This is a genomic window from Streptomyces sp. NBC_00057 (assembly GCF_045041165.1).
Lineage (GTDB): Bacteria > Actinomycetota > Actinomycetes > Streptomycetales > Streptomycetaceae > Streptomyces.
Genome location: NZ_CP108256.1, coordinates 3,907,932 through 3,924,493 on the forward strand (window position 1 = coordinate 3,907,932; position 16,562 = coordinate 3,924,493).

Annotated in this window: 12 protein-coding genes; 1 reads left to right on the top strand and 11 read right to left on the bottom strand. The window is 69.2% G+C overall.

Translation table 11 applies throughout. The features are described from left to right. The first annotated feature begins 44 nt into the window (after positions 1-44). Positions 45-1,274 carry a fumarylacetoacetase gene (gene fahA, locus OG953_RS18145; protein ID WP_405685405.1) on the top strand — a complete coding sequence of 410 codons (1,230 nt, stop codon included), beginning with the start codon at positions 45-47 and terminating at the stop codon, positions 1,272-1,274. A 150-nt stretch (positions 1,275-1,424) separates the two neighbouring features. On the opposite strand, the gene recQ is transcribed toward fahA, so the two are convergent. From recQ to nuoE, 11 genes are all read right to left on the bottom strand, one after another. Then, on the bottom strand, positions 1,425-3,461 hold the full coding sequence (gene recQ, locus OG953_RS18150) for a DNA helicase RecQ (RefSeq protein WP_405685406.1): 2,037 nt from the start codon (positions 3,459-3,461) through the stop codon (positions 1,425-1,427). A gap of 133 nt (positions 3,462-3,594) precedes the next feature. Next, positions 3,595-5,259 (bottom strand): NADH-quinone oxidoreductase subunit NuoN, encoded by a 1,665-nt coding sequence (nuoN, locus tag OG953_RS18155; RefSeq protein ID WP_405685407.1) that lies wholly within the window; start codon positions 5,257-5,259, stop codon positions 3,595-3,597. Then, positions 5,256-6,827 (bottom strand): NADH-quinone oxidoreductase subunit M, encoded by a 1,572-nt coding sequence (locus OG953_RS18160; RefSeq protein ID WP_405685408.1) that lies wholly within the window; start codon positions 6,825-6,827, stop codon positions 5,256-5,258. The genes nuoN and OG953_RS18160 overlap by 4 nt, the downstream gene beginning before the upstream one ends. A 4-nt stretch (positions 6,828-6,831) precedes the next feature. Beyond that, positions 6,832-8,727, bottom strand: coding sequence for an NADH-quinone oxidoreductase subunit L (nuoL, locus tag OG953_RS18165; RefSeq protein ID WP_405685409.1), 1,896 nt, complete (start codon positions 8,725-8,727; stop codon positions 6,832-6,834). 14 nt (positions 8,728-8,741) lie between these two features. Beyond that, the gene (gene nuoK, locus OG953_RS18170; protein ID WP_093543641.1) at positions 8,742-9,041 is read right to left on the bottom strand and encodes an NADH-quinone oxidoreductase subunit NuoK; all 300 of its coding nucleotides are present in this window, start codon (positions 9,039-9,041) and stop codon (positions 8,742-8,744) included. After that, on the bottom strand, positions 9,038-9,865 hold the full coding sequence (locus tag OG953_RS18175) for an NADH-quinone oxidoreductase subunit J (protein WP_405685410.1): 828 nt from the start codon (positions 9,863-9,865) through the stop codon (positions 9,038-9,040). Before OG953_RS18175 ends, nuoK begins: the two co-directional genes overlap by 4 nt. Beyond that, positions 9,862-10,488, bottom strand: a complete 627-nt coding sequence (nuoI, locus tag OG953_RS18180) for an NADH-quinone oxidoreductase subunit NuoI (RefSeq protein WP_405685411.1) — start codon at positions 10,486-10,488, stop codon at positions 9,862-9,864. The genes OG953_RS18175 and nuoI overlap by 4 nt, the downstream gene beginning before the upstream one ends. Beyond that, the gene (gene nuoH / locus OG953_RS18185; protein ID WP_405685412.1) at positions 10,481-11,881 is read right to left on the bottom strand and encodes an NADH-quinone oxidoreductase subunit NuoH; all 1,401 of its coding nucleotides are present in this window, start codon (positions 11,879-11,881) and stop codon (positions 10,481-10,483) included. The genes nuoI and nuoH overlap by 8 nt, the downstream gene beginning before the upstream one ends. After that, the gene (locus OG953_RS18190; protein WP_405685413.1) at positions 11,878-14,409 is read right to left on the bottom strand and encodes an NADH-quinone oxidoreductase subunit G; all 2,532 of its coding nucleotides are present in this window, start codon (positions 14,407-14,409) and stop codon (positions 11,878-11,880) included. Before OG953_RS18190 ends, nuoH begins: the two co-directional genes overlap by 4 nt. Further along, the gene (nuoF, locus tag OG953_RS18195) at positions 14,406-15,776 is read right to left on the bottom strand and encodes an NADH-quinone oxidoreductase subunit NuoF (protein ID WP_405685415.1); all 1,371 of its coding nucleotides are present in this window, start codon (positions 15,774-15,776) and stop codon (positions 14,406-14,408) included. The genes OG953_RS18190 and nuoF overlap by 4 nt, the downstream gene beginning before the upstream one ends. Next, a complete protein-coding gene (nuoE, locus tag OG953_RS18200) occupies positions 15,776-16,546 on the bottom strand; it encodes an NADH-quinone oxidoreductase subunit NuoE (protein ID WP_405691901.1) in 771 nt (256 codons plus the stop codon). The genes nuoF and nuoE overlap by 1 nt, the downstream gene beginning before the upstream one ends. Positions 16,547-16,562: the final 16 nt, after the last annotated feature.

Below are 16,562 nucleotides of genomic sequence, written 5' to 3' on the forward strand. Positions count from 1 at the left end.
CGTAACGTGTCCCCCAAGCGACCTGGAAAGCGAGGCAGCAACACATGCCCGAGCAGAGCAGCCCGCTCGATCTGACCGAGGGCGACCCCTTCGGTCCGCACAACCTTCCGTACGGTGTGTTCTCCACCCCCGACCACCCCGAGGACCGCCGGGTCGGCGTCCGCATCGGCAGCCACGTACTGGACGCCGGAGCGGCGGCCCACGCACTCGGATCGCCCTACGCGCAGCTTCTCGCCCAGCCGGACCTCACCGCGCTGCTGGCCGCCGGCCGCACCGCCTGGCGGGACGTCCGACGGGCGCTGACCGCATGGGTGACGGTCCCGGCACACCGCCCGGACATCGAACCGCTGCTCCACCCGGTCGAGTCCGTGACGCTCCATCTGCCGTACGAGGTCGCGGACTACGTCGACTTCTACGCGAGCGAGAACCACGCCACCAACGTCGGAAGGATCTTCCGGCCGAACGGTGACGCGCTGACTCCCAACTGGAAGCACCTCCCGATCGGCTACCACGGCAGGTCCGGCACCGTCGTCGTCTCCGGCACGGATGTGGTGCGCCCGTCCGGCCAGCGCAAGGCGCCCGCCGACGCGGCCCCCGTCTTCGGTCCTTCCATCAAGCTCGACATCGAGGCCGAGGTCGGCTTCGTCGTCGGAGTGGGCTCCGAGCAGGGCCGTCCGGTCCCGCTCGGCGACTTCCGCGACCATGTCTTCGGGCTCTCGCTGCTCAACGACTGGTCGGCACGGGACATCCAGGCCTGGGAGTACGTCCCGCTCGGCCCGTTCCTCGGCAAGTCCTTCGCCACGTCCGTATCTGCATGGGTGACGCCGCTCGAAGCCCTGGAGGCGGCCCGGATCGCGCCCCCGGCCCGCGACTTCCCGCTGCTCCCCTACCTGGAGGACGCGGGCGAGGAGGAGGCCGGCGGCCTCGATCTGCGGATCTCCGTCGCGATCAACGGCCGGCTGGTCGCCGAGCCGCCGTTCGCCACCATGTACTGGACGGCGGCCCAGATGCTGGCCCAGATGACGGTGAACGGCGCGTCGCTGCGCACCGGTGATCTGTACGGCTCCGGCACGGTCAGCGGCGCCGAGCCCGGACAGCGCGGCTCGCTCCTGGAACTCACCTGGAACGGCCGCGACCCGCTGGATCTCCCGGACGGCAAGCGGACATTCCTGGAGGACGGCGACACGGTGACGATGACGGCCTGGGCACCGGGTCCGGACGGCACGCGGGTGGGGCTCGGTGAGGTGACGGGGCGGATCGTTCCGTCGGCATGACGCCTGCCGGTCGGCAGCCGCGCCCCTGCCGGAGCGCGGCCGTCAACGGCACGCAATTGGTTCACCTGTTCGCGCGGTTCCGAACCGGTTCCCGGCGGATACGCCGGCAGCGGCCCCGGAGCAGCCCGGCGCCGCCACTGGTCCCCGCACTCACTCGTACTCGGGTGGCTCCTCGCCCCAGCCGAACTCCGGGTCGTCGAAAGCCGCTGACGAGCCGGCCGTGGCCGGACCCGGTACAGAGGCCGGAGCCGGTGCGGGGCCGGGTTCCGGTGCCGGGGTCGATCCGGCTTCCGGTGCCGGGGTGGCCACCGGCGCCGCCCCCGCCTCCCCGAACGACGCGAGCACCTCCAGCACTCCCTCCCCGTACGTCGCCAGCTTCTTCTCGCCCAGGCCGCCGATCCCGCCCAGCGCGGGCACCGAGTCCGGCCGCACCGTGGCGATCTCGCGCAGCGTCGCGTCGTGGAAGATGACGTACGCCGGGACGCCCTGTTCCTTTGCCTGGGCGCCGCGCCAGGCCCGTAGCGCTTCGAAGACCGGGACGGCCTCGGGCGCCAGCTCGGCGGCGACCGTCGAGGACTTCGCCTTGCGTTCGCCCTTCGTGGAACGCGACGCGGGCTTCGGCGCCTCCTTGCGCAGCAGCACCTCGCGCTCCCGGCCGAGCACCGTGCCGCTCTCCTGAGTCAGCACCAGCGTGCCGTACTCGCCCTCGACCGCGATCAGCCCCTGGGCGAGCAACTGCCGTACGACTCCACGCCATTCGGCCTCGCCCAGCTCCTCGCCGATGCCGAAGACCGAGAGCTGGTCGTGGTCGAACTGGATGACCTTCGCCGTCTTGCGGCCGAGCAGGATGTCGATGATCTGGCCCGCACCGAACTTCTGCCCTCGCTCCCGCTTCAGCCGCACGACGGTCGACAGCAGCTTCTGCGCGACCACCGTGCCGTCCCAGGTCTCGGGCGGGGTGAGGCAGGTGTCGCAGTTACCGCAGGCCGCCGCGGTGGGCTCCTGACCGAAGTACATCAGGAGCTGGGCGCGGCGGCACCGGACCGTCTCGCACAGGGCCAGCATCGAGTCGAGGTGGGAGGCCGCGCGGCGGCGGAACGCCTCGTCGCCCTCGCCGCCCTGGATGAGCTTGCGCTGCTGGACCACGTCCTGGAGTCCGTACGCCATCCAGGCCGTGGACGGCAGCCCGTCACGCCCGGCGCGGCCGGTCTCCTGGTAGTAGCCCTCGACCGATTTCGGCAGGTCCAGGTGGGCGACGAAGCGTACGTCCGGCTTGTCGATGCCCATGCCGAAGGCGATGGTCGCGACGACGACCAAGCCCTCCTCGCGCAGGAAGCGGGACTGGTGGACGGCGCGCGTGCCCGCGTCCAGACCGGCGTGGTACGGGACGGCCTCGATGCCGTTGCGGCAGAGATACTCGGCGGTCTTCTCGGTCGAGTTGCGCGACAGGCAGTAGACGATGCCCGCGTCCCCGGCGTGCTCCTCCTCGAGGAAGGAGAGCAGCTGCTTCTTCGGGTCGGCCTTCGGCACGATCCGGTACTGGATGTTGGGCCGGTCGAAGCTGGCGACGAAGTGCTTCGCGTCGGGCATGCCCAGGCGCTGCGTGATCTCCTGGTGCGTGGCGTTGGTCGCGGTGGCTGTCAGGGCGATGCGCGGTACGTCGGGCCAGCGCTCGCCGAGGACGGAGAGGGCCAGATAGTCCGGGCGGAAGTCGTGGCCCCATTGGGCCACGCAGTGCGCCTCGTCGATCGCGAAGACGGAGATCTCGCCACGCGAGAGCAGGCCGAGCGTGGTGTCCAGGCGGAGCCGCTCCGGGGCCAGATAGAGCAGGTCGAGCTCACCGGCGACGAACTGGGCCTCCATCGAGCGGCGCTCGTCGAAATCCTGCGTGGAGTTGATGAAGCCGGCCCGCACACCGAGCGCCCGCAGCGCGTCCACCTGGTCCTGCATCAGGGCGATCAGGGGTGAGATGACGATGCCTGTACCGGCTCTGACCAGGGCCGGGATCTGATAGCAGAGGGACTTTCCGCCACCGGTCGGCATGAGCACGACGGCATCCCCGCCCGCCACCACATGGTCGACGATCGCTTCCTGCTCGCCGCGGAAAGCCTCGTACCCGAACACCCGGTGCAGCGTCTGCCGCGCGTCGTTCTCGGTCACATCCATGGTCCCGCCCGTCGCGCCCATTGCCCTGTCCCCCGAAGTCGTGCCGTTCTGTCCTGCCGCCGTCCCCTGCCACGATAGGCGCCGCCTACGACAACGCCGGACGGGCTTGACTTCTCGGGCCCGTCCGGCCTTGTCCCAGCTGTGTGCGTGTGTGCTACCTCACGAACACTCCCGCCTGGCTCGCCAGGTCCAGGAAGTACTGCGGGGCCAGGCCCAGCACCAGCGTGACCGCGACTCCGACCCCGATCGTCGTCATCGTCAGCGGGGACGGGACGGCGACTGTCGGGCCGTCCGCCTTCGGCTCGCTGAAGAACATCAGCACGATGACCCGGATGTAGAAGAACGCGGCGATCGCCGACGAGATCACACCGACCACGACCAGGCCGCCCGCACCGCCGTCGGCCGCAGCCTTGAAGACGGCGAACTTTCCGGAGAACCCTGAGGTGAGCGGGATACCGGCGAAGGCCAGCAGGAACACCGCGAAGACCGCGGCGACCAGCGGCGAGCGCCGGCCGAGCCCGGCCCACTTCGACAGATGCGTCGCCTCGCCACCCGCGTCGCGCACCAGGGTGACGACGGCGAACGCGCCGACCGTCACGAAGGAGTACGCGCCCAGGTAGAAGAGGACCGACGAGATGCCGTCCGGGGTGGTCGCGATGACACCGGCGAGGATGAAGCCGGCGTGTGCGATCGAGGAGTAGGCGAGCAACCGCTTGATGTCGGTCTGGGTGATGGCGACGATCGCACCGCCCAGCATCGTGACGATCGCGACGGCCCACATGACCGGGCGCCAGTCCCAGGCGAGGCCCGGCAGCACCACGTACAGCAGACGCAGCAGCGCGCCGAACGCGGCGACCTTGGTGGCCGCGGCCATGAAACCGGTGACCGGGGTCGGGGCGCCCTGGTAGACGTCCGGGGTCCACATGTGGAACGGGACGGCGCCGACCTTGAAGAGCAGACCGGTCAGGATCATCGCCCCGCCGATCAGGAGCAGCGCGTCGTTGCCCATGGTGTCGGCGAGCGCCGGGTCGATCCGGGTGACGGAGCCGTCGACCACGTTCGCGATGGTGGCGTACGAGACGGAGCCCGCGTACCCGTACAGCAGGGCGATCCCGAAGAGCAGGAACGCCGACGAGAAGGCGCCGAGCAGGAAGTACTTCACCGCGGCCTCCTGCGACATCAGCCGCTTGCGGCGGGCGACGGCGCACAGGAGGTAGAGCGGGAGGGAGAAGACCTCCAGGGCCACGAAGAGCGTCAGCAGATCGTTGGCCGCCGGGAAGACCAGCATGCCGGCCACCGAGAAGAGGACCAGCGGGAAGACCTCGGTGGTGGTGAATCCGGCCCTGACCGCGGCCTTCTCGCTGTCGCTGCCGGGGACCGACGCTGCCTGTGCGGCGAACGAGTCGACGTGGTTGCCGTGCGCGGCGGGGTCGAGCCGCCGCTCGGCGAAGGTGAAGACGGCGACCAGTGAGGTCAGCAGGATGGTGCCCTGCAGGAAGAGCGTCGGCCCGTCGATCGCGATGGCGCCCATCGCGGCGATGTGCGCCTTCGTCGTGCCGTACCCCCCGGCCGCCAGGCCGATGACCGCGGCGAACGCGGCGGCGAGGGCGACGACCGTCAGGAAGACCTGCGTGTAGTAGCGGGCCCGGCGCGGCACGAAGGCCTCGACGAGTACGCCCACGACGGCGACACCGATCACAATGAGGACCGGGGTCAGCTGGGCGTACTCGATGACCGGTGCCTTGAACTTCTCGACCGGGGCGGCCGATGTCACCCCGCCCGCCATTGTCCACAGGCTGTGGACAGCTGTTGCGCTCACTTGGCGGCCTCCACCTCAGGCTGGGGGTCCTTCTTCTGGACGTCCGACATGGTGTGCTGCACCGCCGGGTTGACGATCTCCGTCAGCGGCTTCGGATAGACACCCAGGAAGAGCAGCAGCGCGATCAGCGGGAGGACCACCGCCAGCTCCCGGACCTTGAGGTCCGCCATGCCCTGGACCTCGGCCTTCACCGGTCCGGTCATCGTCCGTTGGTAGAGGACGAGGACGTACAGCGCGGCGAGCACGATGCCGGTCGTGGCGATGATGCCCGCCGCCGGATACGCGCTGAACGTGCCGACGAGAACCAGGAACTCACTGACGAACGGGGCGAGCCCGGGCAGCGACAGGGTGGCCAGACCGCCGATCAGGAAGGTGCCGGCCAGGACCGGCGCCACCTTCTGCACCCCGCCGTAGTCGGCGATGAGCCGCGAACCGCGCCGGGTGATCAGGAAGCCCGCCACCAGCATCAGCGCGGCGGTCGAGATCCCGTGGTTGACCATGTAGAGCGTGGCGCCCGACTGGCCCTGGCTGGTCATCGCGAAGATGCCCAGGATGATGAAGCCGAAGTGCGAGATCGACGCATAGGCGATCAGCCGCTTGATGTCGCGCTGGCCGACGGCGAGCAGCGCCCCGTACACGATGCTGATCAGCGCCAGGACGACGATCACCGGCGTCGCCCACTTGCTGGCCTCCGGGAAGAGCTGGAGGCAGAAGCGGAGCATCGCGAATGTGCCGACCTTGTCCACGACCGCGGTGATCAGGACGGCGACCGGGGAGGTCGCCTCACCCATGGCGTTGGGCAGCCAGGTGTGCAGCGGCCACAGCGGGGCCTTCACCGCGAAGGCGAAGAAGAACCCGAGGAAGAGCCAGCGCTCCGTGCTGGTCGCCATGGAGAGCGAGCCGCTCGCCCGGGCCTCGGCGATCTCGGAGAGCGAGAACGTCCCCGCGACCACATACAGACCGATCACGGCGGCCAGCATGATGAGGCCGCCGACCAGGTTGTAGAGGAGGAACTTGACGGCGGCGTAGGAGCGTTGCGCCGCCGCGTTCTCGTCGCTGCCGGTGTGTGCCCGGTCCCCGAAGCCGCCGATGAGGAAGTACATCGGGATGAGCATGGCTTCGAAGAGGATGTAGAAGAGGAAGACGTCGGTGGCCTCGAAGGAGAGGATCACCATCGCTTCGACCATCAGGATCAGGGCGAAGAAGCCCTGAGTCGGGCGCCAGCGCGAGGACGTGGTCTCCAGAGGGTCGGCGTCGTGCCAGCCGGCCAGGATGACGAAGGGGATCAGCAGGGCGGTGAGCGCCATGAGCGCCAGCCCGATGCCGTCCACGCCCAGTTCGTACCGGACGCCGAAGTCCTTGATCCAGGCGTGCGATTCGGTGAGCTGGTAGCGGGCGCCGCCGGGCTCGAAGCGGGCGAGCGCGATGCCCGCCAGTACGAGCGTGGCCAGTGAGAAGAGCAGCGCCAGCCATTTGGCGGCGGTGCGCCGGGCGGCAGGGACGGCGGCGGTGGCGATCGCACCGATCGCCGGGAGCGCCGCCGTCGCTGTCAGGAGGGGAAAGGACATGTGATCAGACCGCCCTCATCAGCAGGGTCGCGGCGATGACGACCGCCGTACCGCCGAACATCGAGACCGCGTACGAGCGGGCGTAGCCGTTCTGCAGTTTGCGCAGCCGGCCGGAGAGCCCGCCCATCGAGGCGGCCGTGCCGTTGACGACGCCGTCGACCAGGGTGTGGTCGACGTACACCAGGGAGCGGGTGAGGTGCTCGCCGCCGCGGACCAGTACCACATGGTTGAAGTCGTCCTGGAGGAGATCACGGCGGGCGGCCCGGGTGAGCAGCGAGCCGCGCGGCGCGACGACCGGCACCGGCCCTCGTCCGTACATCGCCCAGGCGATGGCGACGCCGATGACGAGCACCACCATGGTGGCTGCCGTGACGGTCGTGGCACTGACCGGGGCGTGGCCGTGGCTGTGCCCGGTGACCGGCTCCAGCCAGTTCAGGAAGCGGTCACCGATGGAGAAGAGGCCTCCGGCGAAGACCGATCCGAACGCCAGGATGATCATGGGGATGGTCATCGACTTCGGGGACTCGTGCGGATGCGGCTCATGCCCCTCCGCGTCGGGCTGCCAGCGCTTCTCGCCGAAGAACGTCAGCAGCATCACGCGCGTCATGTAGAACGCGGTGATCGCGGCGCCCAGCAGGGCCACCGAGCCGAGGATCCAGCCCTCGGTGCCGCCCTTGGCGAAGGCCGCCTCGATGATCTTGTCCTTGGAGAAGAAGCCGGACAGACCGGGGAAGCCGATGATCGCCAGATAGCCGAGGCCGAAGGTGATGAAGGTGACCGGCATGTACTTCCTGAGGCCGCCGAACTTCCGCATGTCGACCTCGTCGTTCATGCCGTGCATGACCGAACCGGCGCCGAGGAAGAGCCCGGCCTTGAAGAAGCCGTGCGTCACCAGGTGCATGATCGCGAAGACGTAGCCGATCGGGCCGAGCCCGGCGGCCAGGATCATGTAGCCGATCTGCGACATCGTCGACCCGGCGAGGGCCTTCTTGATGTCGTCCTTCGCACAACCGACGATCGCACCGAAGAGCAGCGTGACCGCACCGACGACCACGACGGCCAGCTGTGCGTCCGGCGCGGCGTTGAAGATCGCGCCGGACCGGACGATGAGGTAGACGCCCGCGGTCACCATGGTCGCGGCGTGGATGAGGGCCGAGACCGGGGTCGGGCCCTCCATCGCGTCACCGAGCCAGGACTGCAGCGGCACCTGGGCCGACTTGCCGCAGGCCGCGAGCAGCAGCATCAGGCCGATCGCCGTCAGCTTGCCCTCGCTCGTCTGACCGGTCGCCCCCAGGACGGGACCGAAGGCGAAGGTGCCGAATGTGGTGAACATCAGCATGATCGCGATCGACAGGCCCATGTCGCCGACCCGGTTGACCAGGAATGCCTTCTTGGCGGCCGTCGCCGCGCTGGGCTTGTGCTGCCAGAAGCCGATCAGCAGGTACGACGCCAGACCGACGCCCTCCCACCCGACGTACAGCAGCAGGTAGTTGTCGGCGATGACCAGGATCAGCATCGCCGCGAGGAACAGGTTCAGATAGCCGAAGAAGCGGCGCCGGCGCTCGTCGTGCGCCATGTAGCCGATCGAGTAGATGTGGATCAGCGTGCCCACACCGGTGATCAGCAGCACGAACGTCATCGACAACTGGTCGAGCTGGAAGGCCACATCGGCCTGGAAGCCCTCGACCGGAATCCAGCTGAACAGCTTCTGGTGCAGGGCCCGGTCCTCCGCGCCCTTCCCCAGCATGTCGAGGAAGAGCACGACACCGATGACGAACGACACGGCGGCGAGCAGGGTGCCGACCCAGTGTCCGGCGCGGTCCAGCCGTCGGCCGCCGCAGAGCAGGACCGCAGCTCCGAGCAGAGGCGCCGCGACGAGCAGCGCAATCAGGTTCTCCACGATTCAACGTCCCCTTACAGCTTCATCAGGCTGGCGTCGTCGACCGAGGCCGAGTGGCGGGAACGGAACACCGACACGATGATCGCGAGCCCGACCACGACCTCGGCGGCGGCGACGACCATCGTGAAGAAGGCGATGATCTGCCCGTCGAGATTGCCGTGCATCCGGGAGAAGGTCACGAACGCGAGGTTGCAGGCGTTGAGCATCAGCTCCACGCACATGAACACGACGATCGCGTTCCGCCGGATCAGCACCCCGGCCGCACCGATGGTGAACAACAGGGCGGCGAGATAGAGGTAGTTGACCGGATTCACTTGGCGACCTCCTCGTCTTCGTTGTCACGGCCGAGCCGCTCCTCGGAGCGCTGCTCCAGCGCCTTGAGCTGGTCCAGGGACTCGTTCGACACATCACGGATCTGCCCGCGATTGCGCAGCGTCTGCATGACGGTGAGCTCGGACGGTGTGCCGTCCGGGAGCAGACCCGGGATGTCCACGGCGTTGTGCCGGGCGTAGACACCGGGGGCGGGCAGCGGCGGCAACTGCTTGCCGCGTACGCGCTCCTCGGACATCTCCCGCTGGGTCTTGGCCCGTTCGGTGCGCTCCCGGTGGGTGAGCACCATCGCGCCGACCGTCGCCGTGATCAGCAGGGCGCCGGTGAGCTCGAAGGCGAAGACGTACTTGGTGAAGATGAGGCTGGCCAGCCCCTCGACGTTTCCGCCGTGCTCGGCGTTGGCGGTGCCGAGCCCGTTGAAGCTGTTCAGCGAGGCGTTGCCGATGCCCGCGATCAGCAGGATGCCGAAGCCGATCCCGCAGCCCGCGGCCAGCCAGCGCTGGCCCTTGAGGGTCTCTTTCAGCGAGTCGGCCGCCGTGACACCTACGAGCATGACCACGAAGAGGAACAGCATCATGATCGCGCCGGTGTAGACGACGATCTGGACGACGCCCAGGAAGTAGGCACCGTTGGCGAGGTAGAACACCGCCAGGACGATCATGGTCCCGGCGAGGCTCAGAGCACTGTGCACGGCCTTTTTCATCAGTACGGTGGACAGCGCGCCGATCACGGCGACAGTGCCGAGCACCCAGAACTGGAAGGCCTCACCGGTCGAGGTCTGGGAGGCCGCTGCGGCCAGGCCGGTCATGCGTCCACCTCCTGCGCCGAGCCGCATCCGTGCCCGTTGTCCTGCTTGGACTCGCCCTTGGAGACCGCGGCCTGGCGCTCCGTACCGGGCGCGGCCTCGGTGACCAGCCCCCGGTAGTAGTCCTGCTCGTCCATCCCGGGGTAGATCGCGTGCGGAGTGTCGACCATGCCCTCCTCCAGGCCCGCGAGCAGCTCGTCCTTGGTGTAGATGAGGCTCTCGCGGGTGGTGTTGGCGAGCTCGAACTCATTGGTCATCGTCAGCGCCCGGGTCGGGCACGCCTCGATGCACAGTCCGCAGAGAATGCAGCGCGCGTAGTTGATCTGGTAGACGCGGCCGTAGCGCTCACCCGGGGAGTAGCGCTCCTCGTCGGTGTTGTCCGCGCCCTCCACATAGATCGCGTCCGCCGGACAGGCCCAGGCGCACAGCTCGCAGCCGATGCACTTCTCCAGACCGTCCGGGTGACGGTTGAGCTGATGCCGGCCGTGGAAGCGCGGCGCCGTCACCTTGTGCGTTTCCGGATACTGCTCGGTCAGCCGCTTCTTGAACATGGCCTTGAAGGTCACGCCGAAGCCGGCGACAGGGTTCTGGAACTTCTCCCCCGAGGGCTCTGATGACTCAGACACCGTCAGCCTCCTTTCCGTCACTCGAATTTCCGTCACTCTCAGTGTCCGACCCGCCACTGACAACGAGTTTCCGCTCGCTGCGCGGCCTGCGGCGCGGCACCGGCGGCAGGGTCTGTCCGGGCAGCGGCGGCACCGGGAATCCACCCGCCATCGGGTCGAACGTCGGCTCCGGTCCCGCGTCCGCCTCGGCGGCGCGGCCCTTCTTGTCGCGGAAGATGTCGGCGACGAAGGAGATCAGCAGGATCGCGATCACGGCCCCGGCCACATACAGCACGATCTTCGAGAAGTCGTACCCCTCGTTGCGCAGCGCCCGCACCGTCGCGACCAGCATCAGCCAGACCACGGAGACCGGGATCAGGACCTTCCAGCCGAGCTTCATCAGCTGGTCGTAGCGGACCCGGGGCAGCGTGCCGCGCAGCCAGATGAAGAAGAACAGCAGCAGTTGGACCTTGAGGACGAACCAGAGCATCGGCCACCAGCCGTGGTTCGCGCCCTCCCAGAAGGTGCTGATCGGCCACGGGGCCCGCCAGCCGCCCAGGAACAGAGTCGTGGAGACCGCGGAGACGGTGACCATGTTGACGTACTCGGCGAGCATGAACATTGCGAACTTGATCGATGAGTACTCGGTGTTGAAGCCGCCGACCAGGTCGCCCTCGGACTCCGGCATGTCGAACGGGGCCCGGTTGGTCTCACCGACCATCGTGACGATGTAGATGATGAAGGAAACCGGCAGCAGGATGATGAACCAGCGATCCTGCTGCGCCTCCACGATCTTCGAGGTCGACATCGACCCGGAGTAGAGGAAGACCGAGGCGAACGCGGCGCCCATCGCGATCTCGTAACTGATCATCTGCGCACACGAGCGCAGACCGCCGAGGAGCGGGTACGTCGATCCGGACGACCAGCCCGCCAGCACGATGCCGTAGATCCCGACCGAGGCGACCGCGAGGATGTAGAGCATCGCGATCGGCAGGTCGGTGAGCTGCATCGCCGTACGGTGCCCGAAGATCGAGACCTCGTCGGACGGGCCGAACGGGATCACCGCGATCGCCATGAACGCCGGGATGGCGGCGACGATCGGCGCGAGCACGTACACGACCTTGTCGGCGCGCTTGACGACGACGTCTTCCTTCAGCATCAGCTTGATGCCGTCGGCGAGCGACTGGAGCATGCCCCAGGGGCCGTGCCGGTTGGGGCCGATGCGCAGCTGCATCCAGGCGACGACCTTGCGCTCCCACACGATGGAGAAGAGCACGGTCACCATCAGGAACGCGAAGCAGAACACCGCCTTGATGACGACGAGCCACCACGGGTCGGTGCCGAACATCGACAGATCCTCGGCGGCGAGTACGGCACTGTGCGGTGCCGCGGCCAGTTGAGCGAAGGCAGTCACGCCCCCACCTCCGGTGTGACGTCGGGAGTGCCCGGTGCGGCGGGGCCGATCCGGACCAGACCGCCGGGCCGGGCGCCGGTGTCGGCCGGGACGCCCCGCCCGACGGAGTTCAGCGGCACCCAGACCACCCGGTCCGGCATGTCGGTGACCTTCAACGGGAGTTCGACGCTGCCCGCCGGACCGGTGACGGCCAGCAGATCGCCGTCCTTCACGCCCGTCTCGGCCGCGGTGACGGCGGAGAGCCGGGCGTGCGAGGCGTGCCGGGTGCCGGCCAGTGCGTCGTCGCCCTCCTGGAGCCGGCCCAGGTCGAGCAGCATCCGGTGGCCCGCGAGGACCGCCTCGCCGTCGCCGGGCCTGGGCAGCGGCTGCGCCGGCTCGTTCGGGTCGGTGGCGTGCGTACCGGTCCAGCCGCCGAGCCGGTCCAGCTCACGGCGCACGGACTTCAGATCCGGCAGCGCGAAGCGACTGACTCCATCAGCGCCTCCGACGCGGGCCAGCGCGTCGGCCAGCATGTGCAGCACCCGTGCATCGGTCGGCGCGAGCGTCCGCGTCATCTGCTCGGGCTTCAGCGCCGCCTCGAACATCCGCGCCCGGCCCTCCCAGTTGAGGAAGGTGCCGGACTTCTCGGCCACCGCGGCGACCGGGAAGACCACATCGGCCCGCTCGGTCACCTCGCTGGGCCGCAGCTCCAGCGAGACCAGGAAGCCGACCCGGTCCAGCGCCTCCAGGGCCCGTGCCGGGTCCGGCAGGTCCACGGTCTCGACCCCGGCGACGACCAGCGCGCCCAGCTCACCGGTGGCCGCGGCCTCCACGATCTGGCCGGTGTCGCGGCCGAAGCGGGACGGGAGCTCGGCGACGCCCCAGACGGCCGCCACCTCGTCCCTGGCCCTCGGGTCGGTCGCCGGACGGCCGCCGGGCAGCAACGACGGAAGCGCGCCCGCCTCCACCGCACCGCGCTCACCGGCCCGGCGCGGAATCCACACCAGCGTGGCCCCGGTCGCGGTGGCTGTCCGTACCGCGGCGGTAAGCCCGCCCGGCACGGCCGCCAGCCGCTCACCGACCACGATCACGGCGCCCCCGCCGCGCAGTGCCTCGGCCGCCGCGGCTCCGTCGCCGTCGAGTCCGGCGCCGCCCGCGATCGCGTCCAGCCACTCGGTCTCGGTGCCGGGGGCGGCGGGAAGCAGCGTGCCGCCCGCCTTCGTGAGGCCGCGCGTGGCGTACGAGGCGACGGCGAACGTGCGCTGTCCGTGCTTACGGTTCGCCTTGCGCAGCCGCAGGAAGACGCCGGGCGCCTCCTCCTCCGACTCGAACCCGACCAGCAGCACAGTCGGGGCCTTCTCCAGCGAGGTGTACGTGAGACCGCTGCCGTCCAGATCGCGTCCGCGCCCGGCCACGCGAGCGGCCAGGAAGTCGGCCTCCTCGCTGCTGTGCACCCGGGCCCGGAAATCGACGTCGTTCGTGTCCAGCGCGATCCGGGCGAACTTGCTGTACGCGTACGCGTCCTCGACGGTCAGCCGGCCGCCCGTGAGGACACCCGTCCTGCCGCGTGCGGCAGCGAGTCCGGCGGCCGCGGCGTCCAGCGCCTCGGGCCAGCTCGCCGGTTCCAGGACGCCGTCCGCGCTGCGTACCAGCGGAGTGGTGAGCCGGTCCCGCTGTTGCGCGTAACGGAAGCCGAAGCGGCCCTTGTCGCAGACCCACTCCTCGTTGACCTCGGGGTCGTTGGCGGCGAGCCGCCGCATGACCTTGCCGCGCCGGTGGTCGGTACGGGTCGCACAGCCGCCCGCGCAGTGCTCGCACACCGACGATGACGACACCAGGTCGAAGGGCCGGGAGCGGAACCGGTACGCCGCCGAGGTCAGCGCCCCGACCGGGCAGATCTGGATGGTGTTCCCGGAGAAGTACGACTCGAACGGGTCGCCCTCGCCCGTACCGACCTGCTGGAGCGCACCGCGCTCCAGGAGCTCGATCATCGGGTCGCCCGCCACCTGGTTGGAGAACCGGGTGCAGCGCGCGCAGAGCACGCACCGCTCGCGGTCCAGCAGCACCTGGGTGGAGATCGGGACGGGCTTCTCGAACGTGCGCTTCTTGCCGTCGAAGCGGGAGTCGGCGCCGCCGTGCGACATCGCCTGGTTCTGCAGCGGGCACTCACCGCCCTTGTCGCAGACCGGGCAGTCCAGCGGGTGGTTGATGAGCAGCAGCTCCATCACACCCTTCTGCGCCTTCTCGGCGACGGGCGAGGTGAGCTGCGACCTCACCACCATGCCGTCGGTGCAGGTGATGGTGCAGGACGCCATCGGCTTGCGCTGACCCTCGACCTCGACGATGCACTGGCGGCAGGCGCCGGCCGGGTCGAGGAGCGGGTGGTCGCAGAAGCGCGGGATCTCGATGCCGAGGAGTTCGGCGGCCCGGATGACCAGGGTGCCCTTGGGCACGCTGATCTCGATGCCGTCGATCGTCAGCGTGACGAGGTCCTCGGGCGGAAGGGCCGCCTCGCCGCCCCCGGAGGGCGCACTCGTGGTGACTGTCATGCGTTCACCCCCTGGTGAGCGTTCTTGTCGTCGGCCCAGGCGGTCGACCTGGCGGGATCGAAGGGGCAGCCCCTGCCCGTGATGTGCTGCTCGTACTCCTCGCGGAAGTACTTCAGCGAGGAGAAGATCGGCGAGGCGGCGCCGTCGCCGAGGGCGCAGAAGGACTTGCCGTTGATGTTGTCGGCGATGTCGTTCAGCTTGTCGAGGTCGGCCATCTGTCCCTTACCGGCCTCGATGTCGCGGAGCAACTGGACCAGCCAGTAGGTGCCTTCGCGGCACGGTGTGCACTTCCCGCAGGACTCATGGGCGTAGAACTCGGTCCAGCGGGTGACGGCCCGCACGACGCAGGTCGTCTCGTCGAAGCACTGGAGCGCCTTGGTGCCGAGCATGGAACCGGCGGCGCCGACACCCTCGTAGTCGAGCGGCACATCGAGGTGCTCATCGGTGAACATCGGGGTCGAGGAACCCCCCGGGGTCCAGAACTTCAGACGGTGGCCGGTGCGCATGCCGCCGCTCATGTCGAGCAGCTGGCGCAGCGTGATGCCGAGCGGGGCCTCGTACTGACCGGGGCTCGCGACATGCCCGCTGAGCGAATACAGCGTGAAGCCCGGGGACTTCTCGCTGCCCATCGACTTGAACCAGTCCTTGCCCCGGTTCAGGATCGCGGGAACCGAGGCGATGGACTCGACGTTGTTCACCACAGTGGGGCAGGCGTACAGACCGGCGATCGCGGGGAAGGGGGGTCGCAGCCGGGGCTGGCCGCGTCGCCCTTCGAGCGAGTCGAGCAGTGCGGTCTCCTCACCACAGATGTACGCGCCCGCGCCCGCGTGCACGGTGAGTTCCAGGTCGAGCCCCGAGCCCAGGATGTCCGTCCCGAGGAAGCCCGCCTCGTACGCCTCGCGCACGGCCTCGTGCAACCGCCGCAGTACGGGGACGACCTCACCACGCAGATAGATGAACGCATGCGAGGAACGGATCGCGTAGCAGGCGATCACGATGCCCTCGATGAGGGAGTGCGGGTTGGCGAAGAGGAGCGGGATGTCCTTGCAGGTCCCGGGCTCCGACTCGTCGGCGTTGACCACCAGGTAGTGCGGTTTGCCGTCGCCCTGCGGGATGAACTGCCACTTCATCCCGGTGGGGAAGCCCGCGCCGCCGCGGCCGCGCAGACCGGAGTCCTTGACGTACGCGATGAGGTCGTCCGGCGACATGGCGAGGGCCTTGCGCAGACCCTCGTACCCCTCGTGACGCCGGTAGGTCTCCAGGGTCCAGGATTCCGGCTCGTCCCAGAAGGCGGAGAGGACGGGGGCGAGCAGCTTCTCGGGGCTGCCCCCGCTGCCGTTGTCGTTGATTTCGGTTGCCAACGTCATCACTCTCCCTCCTCGCCTGTCGGGCCGGACGGGTGCTCCGGGTCCTGCGGGGCATCGGTGTGCCCTGACTCGCCCCGCGGGGCGACGACCCTCGTGTACGGCTCCTCGCCCCTGGCGAGCCGGAGGCCGATCAGCGAGGCGGGGCCCGCGCCGCCGGACGCCTCGACGGCGCCGGGGCGCTCGTCGGGGAAGCCGGCCAGGATTCGCGCGGTCTCCTTGTACGAGCAAAGGGGCGCGCCACGGGTGGGTTCGACGGTGCGCCCGGCGATCAGGTCGTCGACCAGGCGCGTCGCGCTCTCGGGCGTCTGGTTGTCGAAGAACTCCCAGTTGACCATCACCACGGGAGCGAAGTCGCAGGCCGCGTTGCACTCGATGTGTTCGAGGGTGACCTTGCCGTCCTCGGTTGTCATATCGGGCCCGTTGTTGCCGACGCCGAGGTGCTCCTTGAGCCGGTCGAAGATGGCGTCGCCGCCCATCACCGCGCACAGCGTGTTGGTGCAGACGCCGACCTGGTAGTCGCCGCTCGGCTTGCGCCGGTACATCGTGTAGAAGGTGGCGACCGCGGTGACCTCGGCGGTGGTGAGGCCGAGCAGTTCGGCGCAGAACGCCATGCCCGTACGGGAGACGTACCCCTCCTCGGACTGCACCAGGTGCAGCAGCGGAAGCAGTGCGGAGCGGCTGCCGGGGTAGCGGGCGATCACCTCCTTCGCGTCCGCTTCGAGCCTGGCGCGCACCTCGGCCGGGTAGGCGGGGGCGGGGAGCTGCGGCATCCCCAGACTGACTTCC

Coding starts and splice junctions, on each gene's coding strand:
- fahA (WP_405685405.1), top strand. CDS start 45: ATGCCCGAGCAGAGCAGCCCGCTCGATCTGACCGAGGGCGACCCCTTC.
- recQ (WP_405685406.1), bottom strand. CDS start 3,461: ATGGGCGCGACGGGCGGGACCATGGATGTGACCGAGAACGACGCGCGG.
- OG953_RS18160 (WP_405685408.1), bottom strand. CDS start 6,827: ATGTCCTTTCCCCTCCTGACAGCGACGGCGGCGCTCCCGGCGATCGGT.
- OG953_RS18175 (WP_405685410.1), bottom strand. CDS start 9,865: ATGACCGGCCTGGCCGCAGCGGCCTCCCAGACCTCGACCGGTGAGGCC.
- OG953_RS18190 (WP_405685413.1), bottom strand. CDS start 14,409: ATGACAGTCACCACGAGTGCGCCCTCCGGGGGCGGCGAGGCGGCCCTT.
- nuoF (WP_405685415.1), bottom strand. CDS start 15,776: ATGACGTTGGCAACCGAAATCAACGACAACGGCAGCGGGGGCAGCCCC.
- nuoE (WP_405691901.1), bottom strand. CDS start 16,546: ATGCCGCAGCTCCCCGCCCCCGCCTACCCGGCCGAGGTGCGCGCCAGG.